This window comes from Butyrivibrio sp. AE3004, assembly GCF_000703165.1.
Lineage (GTDB): Bacteria > Bacillota > Clostridia > Lachnospirales > Lachnospiraceae > Butyrivibrio.
The window spans coordinates 206,528-227,935 of the sequence record NZ_JNLQ01000003.1 but is presented as its reverse complement, the minus strand read 5'-3'; the positions used below and the strand labels follow the sequence as shown (position 1 = coordinate 227,935).

General features: G+C 36.3%; 17 protein-coding genes. 8 read left to right on the top strand and 9 right to left on the bottom strand.

Annotated features, from left to right (window positions below; all coding sequences use genetic code 11):
• The first annotated feature begins 106 nt into the window (after positions 1-106).
• Positions 107-1,786, top strand: a complete 1,680-nt coding sequence (locus BV60_RS0119795; protein ID WP_029324547.1) for a M3 family oligoendopeptidase — start codon at positions 107-109, stop codon at positions 1,784-1,786.
• Between the two features lie 124 nt (positions 1,787-1,910).
• Here BV60_RS0119795 and BV60_RS0119790 read toward each other — a convergent pair whose 3' ends face one another.
• From BV60_RS0119790 to BV60_RS0119780, 3 genes are all read right to left on the bottom strand, one after another.
• Complete coding sequence (locus BV60_RS0119790; protein WP_035778008.1) at positions 1,911-2,426, bottom strand: helix-turn-helix domain-containing protein; 516 nt, start codon at positions 2,424-2,426, stop codon at positions 1,911-1,913.
• 64 nt (positions 2,427-2,490) lie between these two features.
• On the bottom strand, positions 2,491-4,197 hold the full coding sequence (locus BV60_RS0119785; protein ID WP_197029622.1) for a substrate-binding and GGDEF domain-containing protein: 1,707 nt from the start codon (positions 4,195-4,197) through the stop codon (positions 2,491-2,493).
• Positions 4,198-4,511: 314 nt separating this feature from the next.
• Complete coding sequence (locus BV60_RS0119780) at positions 4,512-6,950, bottom strand: ribonucleoside triphosphate reductase (RefSeq protein ID WP_029324543.1); 2,439 nt, start codon at positions 6,948-6,950, stop codon at positions 4,512-4,514.
• Between the two features lie 215 nt (positions 6,951-7,165).
• Here BV60_RS0119780 and BV60_RS0119775 point away from each other — a divergent pair, with 215 nt between their 5' ends.
• Genes BV60_RS0119775 through BV60_RS0119765 form a run of 3 tightly spaced genes read left to right on the top strand, consistent with a single transcriptional unit; the run spans position 7,166 to position 12,553 of the window.
• Complete coding sequence (locus BV60_RS0119775) at positions 7,166-10,069, top strand: glycosyl hydrolase 115 family protein (protein ID WP_029324542.1); 2,904 nt, start codon at positions 7,166-7,168, stop codon at positions 10,067-10,069.
• 43 nt (positions 10,070-10,112) lie between these two features.
• Positions 10,113-11,882, top strand: a complete 1,770-nt coding sequence (locus tag BV60_RS0119770; RefSeq protein ID WP_029324540.1) for a sensor domain-containing diguanylate cyclase — start codon at positions 10,113-10,115, stop codon at positions 11,880-11,882.
• 26 nt (positions 11,883-11,908) lie between these two features.
• Positions 11,909-12,553 carry a phosphatase PAP2 family protein gene (locus BV60_RS0119765; RefSeq protein WP_029324538.1) on the top strand — a complete coding sequence of 215 codons (645 nt, stop codon included), beginning with the start codon at positions 11,909-11,911 and terminating at the stop codon, positions 12,551-12,553.
• Positions 12,554-12,564: 11 nt separating this feature from the next.
• Here the strand turns inward: BV60_RS0119765 and BV60_RS0119760 are convergent, their stop codons facing one another.
• Positions 12,565-13,356 (bottom strand): alpha/beta hydrolase, encoded by a 792-nt coding sequence (locus BV60_RS0119760; protein WP_029324537.1) that lies wholly within the window; start codon positions 13,354-13,356, stop codon positions 12,565-12,567.
• A 154-nt stretch (positions 13,357-13,510) separates the two neighbouring features.
• On the opposite strand from BV60_RS0119760, the gene BV60_RS0119755 reads away from it, so the two are divergent.
• Entirely contained in the window at positions 13,511-14,452 is a 942-nt protein-coding gene (locus tag BV60_RS0119755; RefSeq protein WP_029324536.1) for a type I phosphomannose isomerase catalytic subunit, read from the top strand.
• 194 nt (positions 14,453-14,646) lie between these two features.
• Here BV60_RS0119755 and BV60_RS23575 read toward each other — a convergent pair whose 3' ends face one another.
• From BV60_RS23575 to BV60_RS0119740, 3 genes are all read right to left on the bottom strand, one after another.
• The gene (locus BV60_RS23575) at positions 14,647-14,811 is read right to left on the bottom strand and encodes a hypothetical protein (RefSeq protein WP_170832732.1); all 165 of its coding nucleotides are present in this window, start codon (positions 14,809-14,811) and stop codon (positions 14,647-14,649) included.
• A gap of 27 nt (positions 14,812-14,838) precedes the next feature.
• Positions 14,839-16,056, bottom strand: coding sequence for an IS91 family transposase (locus tag BV60_RS21415; protein ID WP_051656875.1), 1,218 nt, complete (start codon positions 16,054-16,056; stop codon positions 14,839-14,841).
• 91 nt (positions 16,057-16,147) lie between these two features.
• Complete coding sequence (locus BV60_RS0119740; protein ID WP_051656928.1) at positions 16,148-16,390, bottom strand: hypothetical protein; 243 nt, start codon at positions 16,388-16,390, stop codon at positions 16,148-16,150.
• 112 nt (positions 16,391-16,502) lie between these two features.
• Between BV60_RS0119740 and BV60_RS0119735 the strand changes: the two genes are divergently transcribed.
• Together BV60_RS0119735 and BV60_RS0119725 are read left to right on the top strand one after the other, a co-directional pair.
• Positions 16,503-17,837, top strand: coding sequence for a CapA family protein (locus BV60_RS0119735; protein ID WP_081846819.1), 1,335 nt, complete (start codon positions 16,503-16,505; stop codon positions 17,835-17,837).
• A 67-nt stretch (positions 17,838-17,904) separates the two neighbouring features.
• Entirely contained in the window at positions 17,905-18,150 is a 246-nt protein-coding gene (locus tag BV60_RS0119725) for a TIGR03905 family TSCPD domain-containing protein (RefSeq protein ID WP_029324533.1), read from the top strand.
• A gap of 48 nt (positions 18,151-18,198) precedes the next feature.
• On the opposite strand, the gene BV60_RS0119720 is transcribed toward BV60_RS0119725, so the two are convergent.
• Both BV60_RS0119720 and BV60_RS0119715 read right to left on the bottom strand, forming a co-directional pair.
• Entirely contained in the window at positions 18,199-19,944 is a 1,746-nt protein-coding gene (locus tag BV60_RS0119720; RefSeq protein WP_029324532.1) for a carbon starvation CstA family protein, read from the bottom strand.
• A 38-nt stretch (positions 19,945-19,982) separates the two neighbouring features.
• The gene (locus BV60_RS0119715; RefSeq protein WP_051656926.1) at positions 19,983-20,573 is read right to left on the bottom strand and encodes a hypothetical protein; all 591 of its coding nucleotides are present in this window, start codon (positions 20,571-20,573) and stop codon (positions 19,983-19,985) included.
• A gap of 283 nt (positions 20,574-20,856) precedes the next feature.
• Between BV60_RS0119715 and BV60_RS0119710 the strand changes: the two genes are divergently transcribed.
• Positions 20,857-21,216, top strand: a complete 360-nt coding sequence (locus tag BV60_RS0119710; protein WP_029324530.1) for a hypothetical protein — start codon at positions 20,857-20,859, stop codon at positions 21,214-21,216.
• Positions 21,217-21,408: the final 192 nt, after the last annotated feature.

The following is a 21,408-nucleotide window of genomic DNA, read 5'->3' as shown; positions in this document are numbered from 1 at the left end:
TGCTATTACATAACATCAATACATCAATAATATTTCTTGTTTTAAAATAGTAATAATACTATAATTAATGATGATTAAAAATCTAAGAAAGAAGAGGAATATGTGGATGAAATTTTCAGAAATGCCTTACAAACACATTGACATTGAAGTGGTAAAAGCTTTTTTTGAAAAGTTGATTACAGATAGTAAGAATTCGAAAAGCGGGGAAGAGCAATTCAATTTACATAAAGATTACTACAAGTATATTAGTGAACTATACACAATGATAAGAATTGCCGGTTTTAGACATGATGTAGATACTACACAGGAATTCTATGCGAAAGAAAAGGATTATATTGATGAGATCAATCCAATAATTTCTCAATATAATAATGAGTATCAGAAAGTGCTGTATAATTCGCCTTACAGAAATTATCTAGAGGAGAAAATAGGGAAGGTTGCATTCAAAAATATGGAGCTTAACTTTGCCTCTATAGATGAAAAAATTCTGCCTCTTATGCAGGAAGAAAATGCTTTGATCAGTAAATATGACAAAATAATAGCATCTGCGAAAATTCCGTTTAGAGGTGAGGAATTTAACATTTCACTTCTTAGAAAATATTTGACCGATAATGATAGAGAGACCAGAAAACAGGCCTGGAAAGCTTTATCGGATTATTTCATGTCAGTTACTGAAGATATTGATGATATCTATGACAAACTGGTTAAAAATAGGACAAAACAGGCAATAGAACTTGGCTATGAAAATTATATTGAACTTGGCTACAATCGTATGATGAGAAATTCATACAGAAGAGAGCAGGTTGAGAATTTCAGATCTCAGGTTAAGAAGTCATTTGTTCCGCTCGTAGAAAAAATACAAAGAAAACGCCAGCAGGATCTTGGACTTTGTGATCTGAAATATTATGATAACGAGGTATATTTTAAAAATGGTAACCCTGCGCCTATCGGAACTCCTGAGGAAATTATGAAAGCCGGACAGGAAATGTATAGAGAGCTTTCGCCGGAAACAGCAGAATTTATTGACGTAATGATTGAGAATGAACTGTTTGATGTTCTTGGTAGAAAAAACAAAAAACAGGGTGGATATATGGATTTTCTCCCTATGTATAAAGTCCCTTTTATATTTGCTAATTTCAATGGAACAAGCGGAGATGTAGATGTTGTTACACATGAATGCGGACATGCATTTCAGGGTTATGTTACACGTAATGATGAGATTTTGGAACATAATGACATTACTATGGAAACTGCTGAAATTCATTCAATGTCGATGGAATACTTTACATATGGGTGGATGGATAAGTTTTTCGGTGATAGAGCAGATGATTATTTCAAGATGCATTTAGAAGATGCGATAACCTTTATTCCTTATGGATGTATGGTAGATGAATTTCAGCATATCGTGTATGAAAAACCGGAGATGACACCTGCTGAACGTAAGCTGGTATGGAAAGAATTGGAAAAAAACTACAGACCCTGGCTTGATTTTGATGGAGATGTTTTCTTTGATAACGGTGGATTTTGGCAAAAGCAGGGGCATATTTTCTGGAGCCCGTTCTACTATATAGATTATGTATTGGCAAGTGTTATAGCTATGCAGTTCAAAGTCCGCATGGATAATGATTTTTCAGAAGCCTGGAAGCAATATTTAAAACTTTGCAAAATTTCAGCGAGCAAATTCTATGAGGAAATGCTTGATGAAGTAGGATTAAAGAGTCCTTTTAAGGAAGGAACTATTGAAGAACTTGCTGATAATATGGCAAAGAAAGTATTCACGGAGTAAGAGTGTGAATTACATCCTTAAACAGAACATTTTTGGGTATAAATATTCTTTTTAAGTAAAAAATACTGCAGCATGTGTGAAAACAAATGCTGCAGTATTTAATTTATTAGTCAATTTACAAGGGTTATTTTTTTTCAGATAATAGAGATTCAAGCTTATCTTTGTTTATTTGCCCATTAGCAACAGTGTTTGCAACCCAAATTTTTAGAGATTCTACTGTCTGGTCAATCATTGCAAGCTGTTTTTGAATACTAACAAAATCCGGGAGTTCATCATCAGAAATGATACCATCAGCAGTAATATCTATAAGGCGGTTTCTCTGCGTATCCAGTGAATTAAGAGATGACAACATAGCTAGTACAATCTCGGACAATGTTGATTCCTTTGCTACAGGAACGGAATCCTTACCTATTCTACATTCATGGGTGCAGTAGTAATTGCATAAATCAGGTCTCTTATAAGCATCTGCCATTGCTACAACATCTTCAGGCTGAATCGCTGTTTTTTCAGATTCAATTTTTTCAAGACGGCTTTCACTAATAAAACCTATTTTTTCGCTAGCCTGTGCCCTGGTTAACCCTGCAATTTCCCTACTTTCAAAATAGATGTTTTTGTTTTCCTTTATGGATTTTTTCCCCATTAGTCTTCCTCCAAAACTTTTCTCATATCATAATAACCTACATCTTAACAGGTGTAAAATAATATCAGAAGATATTTTTACTGTTTTTTTTCATTCTGTACATTTGCTGGTCTGCCAGTACAATAATCTGATCAAGATTTAAATCTTTAGTCAAGACAGTCGTATAAGCACCAATACTAACAGAAACGTTATAGCCAAGTTTTTGACTTTCGGTTTTTAGTGTTTCTTGAACAGTTCGAATAATCTCGGCATTGTTAGATAATCCTGATATTAAGGCAAGCATTTCATCGCCACCGTACCGAACAAATAAAGTGCCTTCAGGGCAGGATTGCTTTAAGGCAAATGCGGCAGTAGCGATTGCTCGATCGCCTTCTGAATGACCAAGAGAGTCATTTATAGTTTTAAGTCGGTCTAAATCCTGCATTATTATAGTCAGTGGCTTGCCTATTACTCCGGGCATAGTTCTTAGGTTGTCGTAAGCAGATTGAAAAGCAAGTCTGTTGTAAAAACCAGTAAGACTATCATTTTGGTACATTTCTTGAACTTTATTTATCAGGAAATGCTGATATTGCATGTTTACATAGCCACCGATGCCCATACTTATTGCATCCGTAATGCTGGGAGTTTTAGAATAATCAACAATATCGTATTTTTGAAACGAGTAACATATAAAACCAATAGCTTTACTCATGTAATCAAGGGCATTAAAAATGAGAGGGTATCCATTGTCCAAAATCATATCGATGTTTGGGATTATTTCATCTGCATTATATGGTATTATCTCATCTTTATCGGAATATGAGTTATATACAATGCTGTAAGCTGATTCATTTACTGTATCCAAAAAGAAGTTTTTGTCATGATGAAAACAGGCGTTATTTATTACACAGCACATATTCTGAGTCAAATTGCTACGAAGAGAGGAAACACTGAACTCTTCGGCTTTGGTAGAAAACATCCTGGCAGTTATATCATGAAGAATACGAATGTCGTCCTGATATCTGTAAAATCTATTATTAAATCTGCTAATAGTACTGCCACTAAGACCTGTATGTCTTGGACAACCACAGGAATCATTTTGAATAAATTTAGGAGTTACATAGTAGCTATGAGGGCTACCATCATACTCGAAATGCCTTATTGCTTTGCAAACTATTTCAGCAAGCTCTGTACTGTCACAAGATGCTGTTGTTATCCCCGGGGTGCACATAAATGCTTCGTCAACACCGTCAAAACCGGAAACTATAACATCTCCGGGAACACTGAGTCCTGATGAGATAAGGACATCACTAACATTTATAGCCATTATGTCATTTGCACAAATAACGGCTTCAGGGATATTTCCGCTTTTTAATAGTTCCTGTGTGGCCTGTCTGCTGGGATCTGCCCAAAAATCTCCATAACTAACCATATTATCGTTAAAAGGGATGTTGTTTTCAGATAAAACCTTTTTAAATACATCAAGACGTTCATCTGAAAATTTGTTATCTCTATTGCCGGCCATAAAATGGGGTTTTTTTACATGATGAAATTCAATAATATGTCGAACAACACTTTCAAATCCGGCTGCATAATCAAAATGAATCTGTGAGGTCCCTTCATAATCTCCGTCTATTATAAGAGTAGGAACAGAGTGCTTTTTGGCGTTTAATATAATCTTTTCGGAAACATCGATACTTTTAATCTTTTCATCCATAATGATGATTGCATCGATTTTATCATAGGGAATAATATCAAACACAAAAGTTTCATCATAATTATTTTGATCCATCCAATATAAATCTGTATTTAGAGTATAAATAAAAAGTCTATAATTTATATTTTTTAGCGATTTGCCAAGTGCCTCAAGGAAACTGAAATTTTGATTGTCATATATTCTTGAAGTACATAATGCAATGATTTTTTTGCCGTTAATCATGAGCTATCCCTTCATTATTATCTTTTAAAATATTATCCGAGAATACACAGATGTTCCTTTAATCATAACACCATTTTGTTTACTTTGTTCAGAAAAAAGATATCAAAAATATAAAAACAGACTCCGGGAGTGTTTTGCCCGGAGTCTATAATAATCAAAGGAATAAACTATGCCTTAACTTTTTCTACAGATGAGTTCAACCACCCTTTTATATCAGAAATGCCTGCATATGCCTTGAATTCGTTGTTGTTGGCAACAATTAGTGTAGGAGCTTGCATTATACCGAATTTTTCTACCAGTTTGGCATTTGTATCAGCATCCACTACTGTGTAATTGATTCCTGCTTTATCCAAGAGAGAACTGGCAATTTTGCAGTTCGGACATGTTTTTGTCTTGAAGAGAAAAGCGGCTTCATTGGTTGTAATTTTTAGATTAATCAGAGTATTTTCAAGTTCAGCTGCTGTTTTTACAGAGGTTTCCATGAAAGGAGATTGTACAGTAGTACTGTATGAGCCCTGCTTTTTGTGAGTAAAAGAGGAATGCGCAACATTATAAACTTGACGATCCCGATATTCTTGAGTCTTTCCATCATTCCAATTTGCAACGGGACGATAATATCCGGTGATTCGGCTATAAACTTCGGTTTTCTTCCCACAATGCGGGCATATAGTCTGCTCGCCTGAGAGATATCCGTGTTCCTTACATACAGAGTACGTAGGTGACATTGTATAATATGGAAGTTTATAATTTTCAGCTATTTTTCTGACAAGATTAGCAGCTGATTTCCAATCAGGCAGCTTTTCACCAAGGAATGCATGGAAAACGGTTCCTGAAGTGTAAAGTGTCTGCAATTCATCCTGAATGTCCAGAGCAGTGAAAATATCTTCTGTATAACCAACAGGCAGATGAGAAGAATTTGTATAATAAGGCGTTCCACTCATATTTGCCGTAATTATGTCAGGATAAAGCTCTTTATCGTGTTTTGCAAAGCGATAAGTTGTTGATTCTGCAGGTGTTGCTTCAAGATTGTACAAATCCCCATACTTTTCCTGGTAGTCAGAAAGTCTGTCTCGCATATGGGTCAGAACATCTTTTGTAAAAGCCTGGACTTTGGAATCCGTCATGTCACATCTGAGCCATTTGGAATTAAGACCGACTTCGTTCATACCAATTAGCCCGATCGTTGAGAAGTGATTGGAAAAAGATCCCAAATATCTCTTTGTATAAGGATATAAACCCTGATCAAGGAGTTTGCTTATAACCTGACGTTTGGTATTAAGACTTCTGGCTGCTATGTCCATTAAGTGATCAAGGCGATTATAAAAATCTTTTTCGTTGTCTGCAAGATATGCTATTCTGGGCATGTTTATAGTGACAACACCAATAGAACCTGTTGATTCTCCGGAGCCAAAATAACCTCCTGATTTCTTTCTGAGTTCACGCAGATCCAAACGCAAACGACAGCACATAGAACGTACATCACTGGGTTCCATGTCTGAATTTATATAGTTTGAAAAATAGGGAGTACCATATTTTGCGGTCATTTCAAAAAGTAATTTGTTATTTTCGGTTTCACTCCAATCAAAATCGCTAGTTATTGAATACGTGGGGATAGGATATTGAAATCCGCGTCCATTAGCGTCTCCTTCTATCATAATTTCTATAAATGCTTTGTTGACCATGTCCATTTCGTGTTGGCAGTCACCATAAGTAAAATCGAGTTCTTTTCCGCCAACAATAGCATTGATATTTTTAAGATCCGCAGGTACAGTCCAATCCAGTGTGATATTTGAAAAAGGAGCCTGTGTTCCCCACCTGCTGGGTGTGTTAACACCATAAACAAATGATTGGATGCATTGCTTAACTTCGTCCTGTGAAAGATTATCAACTTTAACAAAAGGAGCAAGGTATGTATCAAAAGATGAAAATGCCTGTGCGCCGGCCCATTCATTCTGCATTATTCCAAGGAAGTTAACCATCTGATTGCATAGAGTTGAAAGATGGTTGGCAGGTGCGGAAGTGATTTTTCCGGGAATGCCTCCCAAACCTTCCTGAATAAGCTGCTTGAGACTCCAACCTGCACAGTAGCCTGAAAGCATTGCCAGATCATGTATATGAATAGCCGCACTTCTATGAGCTTTAGCAATCTCTTCATCGTATACTTCTGAAAGCCAGTAATTTGCAGTGATAGCACCGGAATTAGACAGAATGAGACCGCCAATTGAGTATGTAACAGTAGAATTTTCTTTTACACGCCAATCATTAATTTTAAGGTAATCGTTAACGAGATCTTTGTAATTAAGGAGTGCAGAGTTTACATTACGAACTTTTTCCCGCTGTTTTCTGTATAATATGTAGGTCTTTGCAACATCTGAATATCCTGATTCAGATAATACTTTTTCAACACTGTCCTGAATTTGTTCAACTGTTATTTTATTGGCTGTGATTTTTGTCTCAAAATCTGAAGCAACTCTAAGAGATACCAAATCAATTACACTTGAATGATATGGCTTTTCAAGTGCTTCAAAGGCTTTGATGATTGCTGAAGAAATTTTGGAAATGTCAAATTTGGCGATGCTGCCATCACGCTTTACGACTTCATACATAGAAATACCCCCCATTAAACTTTATACACCCATAAATATAAATTAACATATATACAATATATGGTCAATATTTAGATACTCGAGCGTGAAAAACACTATATATAGTATTTGCGGTTTCTTTATAAGTGATGAGTATAAGAGCAATATGTAGAGAGAAACTCAAAAAACCATATATTAAAATAAAGTATCAATAACGAAATACAGGAGATTAAACAGTGAAAAAATTTAATTTAGTAAGCAACAATAAAGCTGTAAATATTCTGATAGAAGATAGTAGTTTTGAGGGAGTTAAACTTATTGGTAATACCCTTGCCGAAGATATAAAAGCTGTAACAGACACAGATTCTTTGTTTTTTACAAATGCCAAAGAATGTGTTGCAAAAGAGCTTATTATTATCGCAACTCTCGGAAAAAGTGATATTGTGCCTTGCTTTGAGAGAAATGGAAAACTAAGAACGCAAGATATTGCAGGCAAAAAAGAAGTGTTTATGATGCAGATAGTGGATGAGCCATTTGCAGGCGAAGACTTTTTTGTAGAAAAAGCACTTGTTATTGTTGGTAGCGATAAAAGAGGTACTATCTATGGTATGTTTCATTTATCCGAAATGTTGGGAGTTTCACCACTAATATATTTTGGTGATGTAATACCGCATAAGAATCCTAATCCGGAAATAATTCTTGATGATATAGTTGTTTCAAAAGAGCCATCAGTTGAATACAGGGGATTCTTTATAAATGATGAGTGGCCTGCTTTTGGCAATTGGACATTGGAGAAATTTGGCGGGGTTAATGCAAAAGCATACAGGAAGATATTTGAATTGCTTTTGAGACTTAAAGGCAATTATTTATGGCCTGCTATGTGGAATTCATCTTTTTCTGAGGATGGACCGGGACTTAGTAACGCAATTTTAGCAGATAAGCTTGGAATAATAATGGGAACATCCCATCATGAACCATTATGTCGTGCAGGAATAGAATGGCAGAATAAGTATAAGGAATATGGAAATGATTCTACCTGGAGTTTCCTTTCCAACGAAGAGGCAATAACAAAGTTTTGGGAAGATGGACTTCGCAGGAATAAAGATTACGAAAATATAATCACAATAGGCATGAGGGGAGAGGCAGATTCAAAGCTTCTTCCTGAAGATTCAACGCTTAAGGACAACATAGATGTTATTAAAAAAGTAGTAAAGGTTCAAAATTCTTTAATAAAACAATATGTTTGTGAAGAACTGGAAAATGTTCCGAGAATGCTTGCTATATATAAGGAAGTTGAGGACTATTATTATGGGGACGATTCTTGCGAAGGATTGAAGGATTGGGATGAACTATCAGACGTTATTTTTCTTTTGAGTGATGATAATCATGGAAATCTTCGAAATCTGCCCACATATGATGAAAGGAAACATCCCGGTGGATATGGAATGTATTATCATTTTGATTATCATGGTGCTCCTATCAGCTATGAGTGGACCAACTGTAACAGATTAACTAAGATCTGGGAACAGATGACCTTTGCTTATGAAGCCGGTGTAAGAAAAATGTGGATAGTTAACGTTGGTGATCTTAAAGAGATGGAGTACCCGCTTAGCTATTTTATGGAACTTGCCTATGATTTCGAAAAATGGGGAACATCTGCGCCTAATATGACAGAAACATATGCAAAATTATGGATTGAAAAGCAGTTTGGAAGCTATATAACCGAGCTTCAAAAGGAAAAGATTTTTAAAGTGCTTGAAGGTTATACAAGGTGGAATGCCGCAAGAACACCGGAAACGATGAATGAGAATATATATCATCCCGTAAATTATAGAGAATGTGACAGAGTAATGAGGTCTGTCAATGAAATTTTGAGCATTGCGGAAGGATTAAACGAAGAATTAAGGAATGAAGCGCGGCTTGCATATCAGAGTATGATTTATTATGGTGCTGCAGCATCTTTGAACCTGGTTCTTGCATGGTGTGAGACGGCTTTAAATCATGAATATGCAAGAAGAGGATATATATATGCAAATATTCTTGCAAAAAGTGTAGAAAAAAGGATTGCTAAGGACAGGGAATATATTGAAGAGTTTCATAAATTTAATGGTGGAAAGTGGAATCATTGCTTAAGCTCTGCTCATACAGGATTCAAATCATGGGATGACAGGGATTGGACATATCCTGTTGTACATATCGTTTCTCCGATTTCTGTTGCCAAGGCTTCAGTAAGTTTTAGAGGTAGTGAGAAATTTCATCTTGGAGCATACTGGCAGGATATGGCTCCACTATTCAATGATGAATTAACAAGAATCGATTGTGAAGAAATAATGCTGGATCTGGACAGTAAAGGATTTGTTGATTTTGATTATAAAATAGCATGTGATGCCGAATATATAACTTTTGATAAATATAACGGTCATGTATGTGTAGGAGAAACGGGCAGAGAAACGGTAATAATTAAAGCAAAAAAAGATGAATTAAGCGGAATTAAAACAGCTAAAGTAAGGGTTGATATAGAGTTTAAAAATGGGCAAAAAACCTATGTTAATCTTGAGATTATAGTGGAAGGAACAGCAAAAGATATCTCTGCTACGGGCAGTAAAATTTTTGCAGAAAAACAAGGATATATTAGCATTAACGCTAATGATTTTACAGAGAAAAAAGATACTAAAGATGGTAGCTTTGAGGTGGTAGATTATCTCGGAAGGGAAGGCTCTGCAATAAAAGTTCTGCCTCCTGCAATACATTTTAAGGACTGGGAGACCGCTCCTTTCATAAAATATAATGTATTTGTTAACAATTCAGATGAATATACATTATCGCTGTATCTGCTTACAAGAAATCCTTCAGAAAGAGGTGGAAGGATACGGTTTTATATGGGTACGGGTGAGGTAAAACCTTTTGAACTGTGTGCAGTATCGGATCATTACTATACGGAATGGCAGGATGATGAATGGGCACAGGGTGTACTGACAGGAGGAAGGGTTGTTAAACACAATATATTATTACATGAAGGTGAAAATAGTATTTATATTTATGCATCAGATCCGGAATTTATATTGGAAAAACTTGTTATTTGCGAAAAGGGCAAAGAACTGAAAAAGACCTATTTCGGACCGGCTTCTTTTGTCTTATAATATAGATTATTAAAGTTGATTCAGAAATAGAGGTTATAGGATATTGAAACAGTTTAATTATGAGCTAACCGATATATCGGACGTTCATGAAGCGTTATATGAGGTATACACATATACACAGAGAAATCAGTATAAATCTATATTATTTCATTTGTATACCATAAGATTTAACGATACAGACATATCAAAAGTCCAAAATGAAATTTTGGAAATGTATCCTGATGCAAAAATAGGAGGAACCAGTTCCAACGGAGACATTTGCGATGGGCATTTAGCAGAATACGGACTTGTTATGTCTGTTTCTGTTTTTGAAAGTACTGATATTGAGGTTTATCTTTATGAATGCGCTTTCGGTGAGGAATATTCTATAGGCACCACAATTTGTGAGACGATTAATAATATTGACAAGATTAAGGCTGCAGAAATACTAATTACATTAAAGACTATAAATAGCACTAAAGTCCTGAGCGAAGCGGAAAAGTGCAAAAAAAATGTAAAGATTTTTGGCGGTGGAAGTGCAGCTTTTGCAATTGAAGATACAAAAACATGTGTTATTAGTAAGGACACAATATGTCGCGCAGGGGTGATTCTGATTACCTACGCAGGAGATGATTTCCATATAAGTATTAACCATGCTATTGGATGGAAGCCTCTTGGAAAAGAGCTTACAGTTACCAAAATTGTAGATAAGAGATTATATGAACTTGACAATGTGCCTGCAGGCAAGATTTACAGTAAATATCTTGATATAAGACCGGACGATAATTTTTTTGCAAATATGTTGGAATTTCCAATTATGTCAAAACAGCATGGTTATGAGGTTCTTAGATTGCCATTTTCCTGTGATATAGAGGATAATTCAATCTTATTGGCAGCTGATGTTAAACAGGGAACAACTGTTAATTTATCCTATGGCGATCCTGATGTTATAAAGTCTGATGTTGAGGATATGATCTGGAATGTCAGAAGTTTTGCACCACAGGCAATATTCCTCTATTCATGTGGAGTAAGACGATTATATTGGAAATATTTAATAAATAAAGAAACAGGTCCGTTTAGCCTTATTGCCCCTGTAAGTGGCTTTTATTCCAGCGGTGAGATAATGCGAATGGGTGAGTACATAATTGAGCATCATGTAACACTTATTGCCATTGGAATGCGGGAGGGTGGAAAGGCTCTGGCACAACCGACAGGAATAGGCGATAAGGAAATAGAAGTTCCGGAAGAACAAAAGATGCATGGTCAACTTTCCATGGTTCGCAGACTTGCAAACTTTATCAATGTAACGGCTGCTGAACTTCAGAAAGCCAATGATGAATTACGGGAGATGGCAGATACTGATGTACTTACAGGTCTTTATAACAGAAGAATGATCCAGGGGCTTGTGAAAACAGGGCTGGAACATGCCACAAAGTACAAAATCGGAGTTGTCATGGGTATAATAGATGTTGATGATTTTAAAATGGTCAATGATACTTATGGTCATGTCGTCGGCGATGATGTATTAATAAGAGTTTCATCAATTATTCGTGAAGAGATTGAGAGTATAAAAGGAGGAATCTGCGGCCGCTGGGGAGGAGAAGAGTTCCTGTTTATGCTTTCAAACATTACGATTGATGAATCAAAAAAATATGTTGACAGAATAAGAGCCAAAATTGCAGTCATAAATTTTGAAGAAATAGGGAAAGTGACAATAAGTATTGGACTTACAGAGTTTAAAAGGACGGATAATGCAGAAACGTTATTTAAACGGGCGGATTCAGCGTTATATGAAGCTAAGAATAATGGAAAAAATAGGACTATAGTTCATTAATTTGATAGGAGATGAGATTTACTGGTATGAATAGAAAAAAAAGTTTTGTTGTTTCAGGTATTTTTGCAATACTGTTTATAGCGCATATTGTATTATTAAAAATTTATGATGTTGACAATATTGGGCCTATGGAGACAGCTGTTGGTTTCTCACATATTAATGGTAGGATACACGATATATTCGGGATAAATATCATATGGTATAAAATAACAGAGATATTTGGTATTTTGGCTCTTTTGGTATGTGCCGGGTTTGCATTTGTTGGACTGATGCAGCTAATTAGACGTAAAAGTCTGAAAGAAGTTGATTCCATAATTTTGAAGCTTGGTGGTTTATATGCCGTTGTAATATTCCTATATGCTTTATTTGAGAAAGTAATAATTAATTACAGACCAATTATTATGCCGGATGCAACTGAACCGGAAGCGTCATTCCCTTCTTCACACACGATGCTTATTTGTGTTGTTATGGGGAGTACGATTCTTGTTATACACAATTACGTAAAGAATAAGAAACTTGTAGCTGTTTTACAGGGACTATGTGTTTTGATTATGGTTATAACTGTCGTAGGCAGATTAATCTGCGGAGTGCATTGGTTTACTGACATTTTGGGTGGAATTTTTATAAGCGTTGCTTTGCTAGCTGCTTTTTTTGGAGTAATGGAATCATAAAACATAAAGGTTTATTTATTAATCCAGTCAGCAATTATATCTGCTGTCTGGATTATTTGTTGGTAATTTGTAATTGTTGGAATTCCATCCTTGTCTTGTATACCGTAACTTCCGAAATAGGAGTGAATACCACCTTCAATTATGTGTTCTTCTGAATCATGTGGCCAGTTTTTCTTATTATCATTGTATTGATGTATGTCCAAAACATTGTCATTTGAGCCGTAAATGGAAAGAAATCGTAAATCAGTATCGGACAAATCGACGGTGGGGTACGAAGCACATAAAATAATGCCATTATAGTCGGTTTTGCTTTCTGTAGTTCCTGAATCTGACAGAGTTTTCTTTACATGGGCGCAGGCAGCGACTCCCCCTAGAGAATGTCCTGCTATATACCAATCTAAATCTGATGCATATGATGTGAAGCGGTCATAATCAGCAGTAAGAGCATCTACAGCATTGATTTTTAAAAGGGCCAGATTTTCAGGCATTCTGGGAAGAAGACAGATATATCCTCTGGACGCCAACTCATACATTAGGCCGTTATAGGATGAATATTCTACTTTCCCGCCCGGATAAAACACTATTACAGCTTTCATGTTTTGTTTTTCCGGAATAAAGACCGTACCATTTTTGTTGGAATATGAGTGTACTTTTCCTGAGAGAAGTTCTTCAATATTCTGTATAATACTTATGTCCGCTCTGTAGTAATTTGTAGTATATATTTTAAATGCAATTGCCAGGACAATCAGTAAAGATATGATTCCTATTAAAATCCATTTAATATAATTCTTTATTTTTTTCAATTTTTTGTGCCTTCTTTATGCTTATTCCAACGTCAGTATATCATAAATCTGAAGAAGAGTAATTTAAATTTGACTTGGCATATTTGGATATATTGATGTAATATTGATGAATATCAGAATCCTTCACAAATTTAGAACAGAAAGGAATATGCGAATGGCTTTATTAAAGTTACAGGCACCCACTAAAGATTATCTTTGGGGTGGAAGCAGACTGGTTGATGAATTCGGGAAAAAGGCTGCCGGTGAAGTAACTGCTGAAAGTTGGGAATTGTCTTGCTTTCCCGGAAGCGAATCAATAATTGAAAACGGAGAGTATGCCGGCAGAACTATAACAGAATATATAAAGGATAATAATGGATCCTTAGGTTATAATTGTGATAAGTTTAAGGATTTTCCTGTGCTGATTAAACTTATTGATGCAAAAAATGATTTATCACTTCAGGTACATCCATCTGATGAATTTGCTAGAGAACATGAGAATCAGTATGGAAAAACAGAAATGTGGTATATTCTCGATGCAGAGGAAGATGCTTTCTTATACTATGGCTTTAATAAGGAAGTGACAAAAGACGAGTTTGCAAGAAGAATTGAGGATGAGACTCTGACAGAAGTATTGAATGCCTGTCCTGTGCAGAAGGGTGATATTTTCTTTATTGAGTCAGGTACTTTACATGCGATCGGTAAAGGTATACTTTTGGCAGAAATACAGCAGAACTCAAATGTGACCTACAGGGTATATGACTATGGAAGGCGAGATAAGGATGGCAATTTACGAGAGCTGCATGTTGAGAAGGCGTTGGAGGTAACACATTTATCCCCAATACAGAAAGTTAAAAAGCCTGAACCGCATATAGGTGTATGCAAGTACTTTACAGTTGATAAAGTAAATCTTACAGGTGATACAACTAAAAAAATTATGGGAACTGTCGGAGAAGAATCTTTCTTACATATACTATTTCTGGATGGAAAAGGGGTCATAAGAAATGGCAATGAGGAAATGCCTTTTTCTAAGGGAGACAGTTTTTTCTTGCCGGCAAAAAGCGGCAATTATGAAATCTTAGGGTTTTGTGAGGCTTTGACCACATACGAAAAATAAACAGGATATCTGAGATTTTCGCAATTTCACCCCTGTATAGGATTGTTTTGCTTGCAACAAGCCCTGAATTCACATATGTGTGTTTCAGGGCTTGATTTTTTATTTAATAGGAAATTTCGCCTTGGCGGCGAAACCTTGAATTAAAAGGCCCGGCAAGACCGGGCCACGCAAAGCGGAGGTATGTTGGTTATGAATTACCAATCTACCTCATCAAAGAATTCATCATCTTCATGCATAAAGTAATCCATATCGAGAAGGTCTTCATCGTCCATCTCGCGGATTTCATTCGCCGACATGCCTTCCGGCGGATTCTGGATGTATTTCTCTCTAAGCTTTGCTATTAGTTCTTTACTAGCCATGGCTGTTCCTCCTGTAGCATGATTTTATCATGCGCAGGAATACGAGGGAACAATGCCGATTTTTGTAGACGGAGCTCTGCTCTTGGGACGGCATTTTCCCATTGTCTTTTCGTATAAGTCTTCGAGAGAAACACGTTTGTGGTTGAAGCGCAACTCAAGAAATTTCATGGTGCTGTTGCATTTGGGACAACTTAATGGATCATATCCGAATGCTGACAGGATACCTGAACGCCATTGAAGGAATGATTTAAAGAATGGCTTTTTGGAAGGATGAATCAGACGGTAAAGTTTTTTGTCTGACTCCCTATGACGACCATACACGCCATAATAACGTATCATCTTAAAGTCTTTTTCTGGTATGTGCTGTATAAGACGTTTGATGAATTCCATTGAAGGTATGGTCTCGGTGACAAGGACTTCGTCCTCATGTCTGTTGTAGTGGAAAGTAACAGTATCATGCTCTTTATCATAAGAGTCAATTCTTGAGAGCCCGATTACAGGACGACCAAGATATCTGCCTATATATTTAGCAACAGTACGTCTGTCAGCGAGAGTGGGTTTGCCATAGACATAGAAGCCTTCTTTCTGATTTTTGTAGGAGAGAGCTTTTTCTTTTTTAAACAATGCTTTCTTATTGGGATCAGTAATACGATCTTCCATTAGATTCAGAAGAGCAGTCTGAAAAGCATGGCGCATATAGGGGTAACTGAAGAACTTTACTTTGCGCCAGAAGCCGGTGTCTCCAACACCACCTTCAGATATGAGGCAGTGGATATGAGGATTCCATTCCAAAGGACGACCAAATGTGTGAAGAACAAGGATGTAACCAGGTGTAAAGTTCTGACTCTTGTTGATTTTGTAGAACATCCGGTTAATAACACTGCTGGTAGCTTCAAAAAGACAATTAAGAAGGTCACGATCTTCGAGAAAGTAATGGCGTAATTCTTTTGATATGGTGAATACGCAGTGACGGTGCTGACAGTTTATGAGCTTAAATGACATAGCCTGAGCACGCTTTTGTGAATACATGGCACCACATGTAGGGCAGAATCTAGAATGACAACGAAAGGGAACAAATTTGAGAGTACCACAATCAGGGCAGCCGTACATGGCGCCGCCATAGGCAGGATCCCCGCAATTGATCATCTTATCGATGTTTTCCATTTCGGTCTTGCGGGGGTGAAGAGTATATTGAATTTCTTCATAATGATCGCGGAATAAATCTTGTAGAGTATTTCGTTTCATAAATTCATTATGAATGAGTTGAGGCAAAAAACAACCCCACCCCTCATGAGTGAGGGGCAGGGGAGTTGAGGTGCCGTAGGCACTTTTTTTATTATTGTGGCATTCCATTCATCGACATCAAGGTCTTGAACGTATCAATATCATTCTGCGTAATTTTAATATTACACTGCTTTTCAACACCATCAGGAGTTGTTACTTTCATGTCGATGATAGTACCTACTTCCATGGAAGAATCTTTTACAGCTTGGAAAAAGGGTTGTACACGGGGATGATCTTGTCTGAATGTATTAAATTTCTTCTGAAGCTCCATAAGTGCCATAGGATTAAAATTCATTTTTTATAAATCTCCTTTTATAATTCTGTTTTTTTATTTTACCCTAATATTACATATTTACAAGCAAAAACAATTACTGAAATTATAAAATAACAAAGGATATCCATATAATATGATAATAATTAGAAAGAATAAACATACAATAATCTTCTTATTTTTAGCTACCACTATTATAGGGTGTGGTACTTTGCAGGTTACGGAAACTGAAAAGATAAAAGATAGATCAGATGATAAGAATACCATAATAAAAGAAACTCCTGAAAATAAAATAGAATATTATAATAATGAAGATGAAAATGTCGGAGAAGTTTCAGAAGTCAGTAAAATAGAAGAAAATCATACAGACAGTATTGTAAGTGATTTCACTGAGGAAATTAGTGAAGAAAATAAAAAACATGTTGAACTTCTTATGGTAGGAGATATTCTTTTGCATATGCCAATAGAAGAGGCAGCAATAGATGAGAGTGGTAACTATGATTTTGATTTTATATTTGAAAATATGAAAGAAGAAATAAGTAAAGCTGACATTGCAATGGTAAATCAGGAGGTTATTATTGGTGGGAAAGATCTGGGAGTATCAGGGTATCCGTCTTTTAATGCACCTTATGAAATAGGGGATGCACTTGTCAATGCAGGTTTTGACACAATATGTCACGCAACAAATCATTCTCTTGATAAAGGTAAAAAGGCATTACTTAATACCTGTGAATATTGGGAAACTAATCATCCGGAGATTAATGTTGTGGGAATTAATAAAGACCGGAGCCATTATGAGAACATAAAAATTATAGAGAAAAACGGAATAAAAATAGCTGTTCTGAATTACACATATGGGACAAATGGGATAGCTATGCCTGAAGATATGCCCTATGCGGTTAATCTGATGGATGAAAAAAAAGTAACAGAAGATCTGAAATATGCTGAGGATAATGCAGATTTTACTATTGTTTGTCCACATTGGGGTACAGAATACAATCTTGGGGTGGATTCTTACCAGAAAAAATGGACTGAAATTTTCAGAGAAAACGGAGCAGATTTAATCTTTGGAACACATCCACATGTTATCGAACCAATTGAACTGTTGAATGATGGGGATGAAATAATTACCAATAATCATGGAAATGGGGACATGCTCGTATATTATTCGCTTGGTAACTTTGTAAATTGGACTTCTGGGAAGGGCGAAGGCATAGCCAACCGAATGGTAGGAGGAATGGCTAAAGTAAAAATCCGCAAAACAGATAAAGAAGTAGCAATAGATGAATATGAAGTAAGAGCTTTGGTATGTCATGTGAAAAAAGGGCATGAGGGAATAACAGTATATCCTTTGAATGATTATTCACCTGAACTCGCAAGTGAAAATGAGATAGTAAAGCAGGATTCCTCTTTTTCAAAGGAGTATTGTGTTGAATTATGCAATAATGTGTGGGGAAATGAATGGAAATAAAAAATATTGAAAGCAATTCAATTAATATGTATCATAAAACAAAATACTTGAAAGGAATAGATAAAGAATGATTTATAAAACAAAAGGTACATGTTCTACACAGATAGATATTGATGTCGAAGAGGGAATTATTAAACATGTTTCATTTACTAATGGATGTAATGGTAACTTGCAAGGGGTATCGAGGCTTGTTGAGGGAATGAAGGCAGAAGATGCTATAGCCAAATTGCGAGGTATCAAATGTGGGTTTAAGAATACATCTTGTCCGGATCAGCTTTCATATGCAATTGAGGCAGCAATGCAAAACGACTAATATAAAAAAATCCGATACTGCGGTTGCAGTACCGGATTTTTATTTATTTTATGCGGCGTTACTACTTTTATTCTGTTTTGCCTTGTGCTGGTCTAATAGAACCTTAGCAGCGATACCGGCAAGGATAAGTGATAGCGCAACCAGGAAAACAGCTATAGCGGACTGGATAAGAGCCCAAAAATCAGCTGCACCGGAAAGATAAGCTGTCATCTTGGCTATAATAGTCTGAATAAGTGAGCAAATAGTTACTGCAAGCATAAATACCATAGGAATATAGAACATTTTGTTGTTTTTTCCTACAGCACCAAGCCATGTACATACGGCAATAAGACCTACTGCAGCAAGAAGCTGGTTTGCAGCACCGAACAAAGGCCATATCTTTGTATAACCGGTCATACCAAGGCTGACACCAAGAACAACGGTGATAGCTGTTGCTACATAAGGATTTGCCAGTACTTTTTTGTAGCCTGTAGCATCTTTTACTGTCTGACCCTGCTCAAGGAAAAACTCCTGGAACATGTATCTCGCAAGACGAGTAGCTGTATCAAGTGAAGTAAGACAGAAAACAGAAACAGCAAGGATAAGCATCTGATACATAATATTCTGAACACCAGGTGCGAAACTACCAATCATAGCTGAAAGACCACCGGCAAATACCTGAGTAGGACTTGCATAAGTTCCATCAGTAGCAGCTGACCAAACAAAGCCGATTGCGCAAAGTGAAATAACAGCAACCATACATTCAATAAGCATTGATCCATAAGCAACGGGGCGTGCGCTTTTTTCATTATCAAGCTGCTTTGCAGTAGTACCAGAAGAAACTAGGGAATGGAATCCTGAGATAGCACCACAAGCGATTGTTACAAACAATGCAGGGAAAGCAGTTCCTGTTGTAAATACACCTGTACCTTTAAGTGAAGCATCACCCATAGCAGGAACAGAAAACTGGCCATGACCTGTTATGACTGCACCTAATACAGCGATTACGCCTGCTGCAATCATGAAGTAAAGCAGGAATGAACTAAGATAATCTCTGGGCTGAAGCAGAATCCATACAGGTGTAACAGATGCGACAAGAATATAACCTCCAAGTATCCACATCCATGTATTGTATGTAAATGCGATAGGATGGAATTTAAGACCGATTGCAACAATAGCAGCAATACCAAAACATCCTGCAATTGAAGCAATTCCAATAGGTGCATTCTTTCTATATACAAAATAGCCAAAAACAATTGCAAGTACAATGAAAAGTAAAGAGATCATTGCAGTTGACTGGTTGGCAGCAAGTGTTGCTCCTTCAACAGCAACGCCGGCAGATGTAGTTACACCAAAAGTGCTGGCAACTATTGAACTAAATGCAGCTACTACCAAAAGAAGAGTAAGGTAGCCGAAAGTAAGGAATAATTTCTTTGCTGCTTTTCCCATGGAATCGTCTATGATTTCGCCGATGGACTGACCGTTGTGACGAAGAGATGCGAATAAAGCGCCAAAATCATGCACGCCTCCAAAGAAAATGCCACCGATAAGTACCCAAAGTAATACAGGTACCCATCCAAATACTGCAGCTTGGATAGGACCATTTATAGGACCCGCACCGGCAATTGATGAAAAATGATGTCCCATAAGGACAGGTGTTTTAGCAGGAACATAATCCATGCCATCTTCAAGTTCGTGAGCAGGGGTTTTGCGACTAGGATCGATTCCCCACTGTTTTGCAAGCCAGCCACCGTATAAAACATATCCGGCAACAAGGATTGCAACGCTAACAATAAGTAAAACTGCTGCGTTCATAACTTTTCTCCTCCTTTTTTATCCCCTTAGGGTATATATCAACTGACAGATTCATATAAATTGTCAGTTGTAGACATATTAAAATGTTTTTCAATAGCATTTGTTTTGCTAAAAACATCATTTAATAGGGGTACTAAATCTTTTCCTGAACGATTTGTCCAGATATTTCCACTAGCCATAGAAATAACGGCTATGCGGGTTTCGCTGTGACCTCTGAAATTGAATAAGTAGCCTTTATCGAAATGAAATTTTGAAATAGCTTTTTGAGTCTGTTTGTCTGGATCTTCGGAAGCAAGAATAATAAATGTTATGTAAGTACACATATGATCCTTTTCTGGATATTTTTCGTGTTTTCTTACAAGTACTGGTTCAGCCTCTTCTTTGATGGTATGCATAAACTGATCAAGAGTTTGTTCATTAATGGAATCTTCCTTTACGAAAAGAACATGCTCAAAAGCCTTGATGGCCCACAATTGAGCCTCCTTTTTTAATACATATTTTTCGCTAAGTGAACAAAACCATGCATATGCAGGATATATTTGTTCACCCAATCTGTAATTTTCAAAAATATCGAAATTTGCCTGATAACGGCGAAGAAGCTCCTGCAAATACGCATTTTTTGAAGCCATAAATGTCCCTCTTTTGTTTACATAATATAATTAACTTAGTGAACACTTTACCACTTTGACGCGCTATTGCAAGATGACAAATTTAATGAATTTTTTATAAATAGATTAATTTTGTAATGTATTTGTCGTAGAAAAGTGGTTAAAAGCACAAAATATGGTTTAATACTTAAATGATGATATTACTAATTAGTGATAACAATGAATAAAGAAAGTATTATTAAATGCTTAGACGATAGTTTAAATTGATGATACAATAGAGGAAAAGTGAAAGGCATTCTTTATTATGAGGGATAGAAGAGACTATATTCGAATAGAGATAGATAATAATGTTCTAATTTTCTTAGATGGATGTAATGCTGAGATAAAAGGAACTGTTACAGATATGAGTGAAGAGAGTATAGGTTTGAATTTTCCTTTAACAGAAGACATTAAAGGACTTGTTAATGACCTGAAAACAATACAGTTCCAATTTGTAGACAGCTATACTGAGAATGGAAAAAATAAAACAGACATAATACAAGCTTGCGCCCTGATTACAAGAGTTGAGATCAAGGATGGAAGGTGTATTATCGGCGGAGTAGTAAGAGATGAGAGTTATAAACGATATGTAATACATAGAAAAATAGCAATGTATTATCGGTGAAAGCAAAAAGTACTGTAACTTTAGACTATGAGTTGCTATTAAAATGACATGATCAAAGGATTGATTGTATACTCGGGCAGCACAGCTCCATAAAAGCTTCGACGTACTTTTGCTACGCCTTTGCTTTAGGAACTGCGTGTTCGGGTATTTTTTTATGGAACAATTCTATTACGAACGATGCGTAAGGCATGA

Bases quoted from the DNA above. Each gene is read 5' to 3' on its own strand.
- BV60_RS0119715 (WP_051656926.1), bottom strand. From the start codon at position 20,573: ATGGCTTCAAAAAATGCGTATTTGCAGGAGCTTCTTCGCCGTTATCAG.
- BV60_RS0119725 (WP_029324533.1), top strand. From the start codon at position 17,905: ATGATTTATAAAACAAAAGGTACATGTTCTACACAGATAGATATTGAT.
- BV60_RS0119785 (WP_197029622.1), bottom strand. From the start codon at position 4,197: ATGGATCAAAATAATTATGATGAAACTTTTGTGTTTGATATTATTCCC.
- BV60_RS0119735 (WP_081846819.1), top strand. From the start codon at position 16,503: ATGATAATAATTAGAAAGAATAAACATACAATAATCTTCTTATTTTTA.
- BV60_RS0119710 (WP_029324530.1), top strand. From the start codon at position 20,857: ATGAGGGATAGAAGAGACTATATTCGAATAGAGATAGATAATAATGTT.
- BV60_RS0119755 (WP_029324536.1), top strand. From the start codon at position 13,511: ATGGCTTTATTAAAGTTACAGGCACCCACTAAAGATTATCTTTGGGGT.
- BV60_RS0119780 (WP_029324543.1), bottom strand. From the start codon at position 6,950: ATGTATGAAGTCGTAAAGCGTGATGGCAGCATCGCCAAATTTGACATT.
- BV60_RS0119790 (WP_035778008.1), bottom strand. From the start codon at position 2,426: ATGGGGAAAAAATCCATAAAGGAAAACAAAAACATCTATTTTGAAAGT.
- BV60_RS0119720 (WP_029324532.1), bottom strand. From the start codon at position 19,944: ATGAACGCAGCAGTTTTACTTATTGTTAGCGTTGCAATCCTTGTTGCC.
- BV60_RS0119740 (WP_051656928.1), bottom strand. From the start codon at position 16,390: ATGAATTTTAATCCTATGGCACTTATGGAGCTTCAGAAGAAATTTAAT.
- BV60_RS0119795 (WP_029324547.1), top strand. From the start codon at position 107: ATGAAATTTTCAGAAATGCCTTACAAACACATTGACATTGAAGTGGTA.
- BV60_RS21415 (WP_051656875.1), bottom strand. From the start codon at position 16,056: ATGAAACGAAATACTCTACAAGATTTATTCCGCGATCATTATGAAGAA.
- BV60_RS0119765 (WP_029324538.1), top strand. From the start codon at position 11,909: ATGAATAGAAAAAAAAGTTTTGTTGTTTCAGGTATTTTTGCAATACTG.
- BV60_RS23575 (WP_170832732.1), bottom strand. From the start codon at position 14,811: ATGGCTAGTAAAGAACTAATAGCAAAGCTTAGAGAGAAATACATCCAG.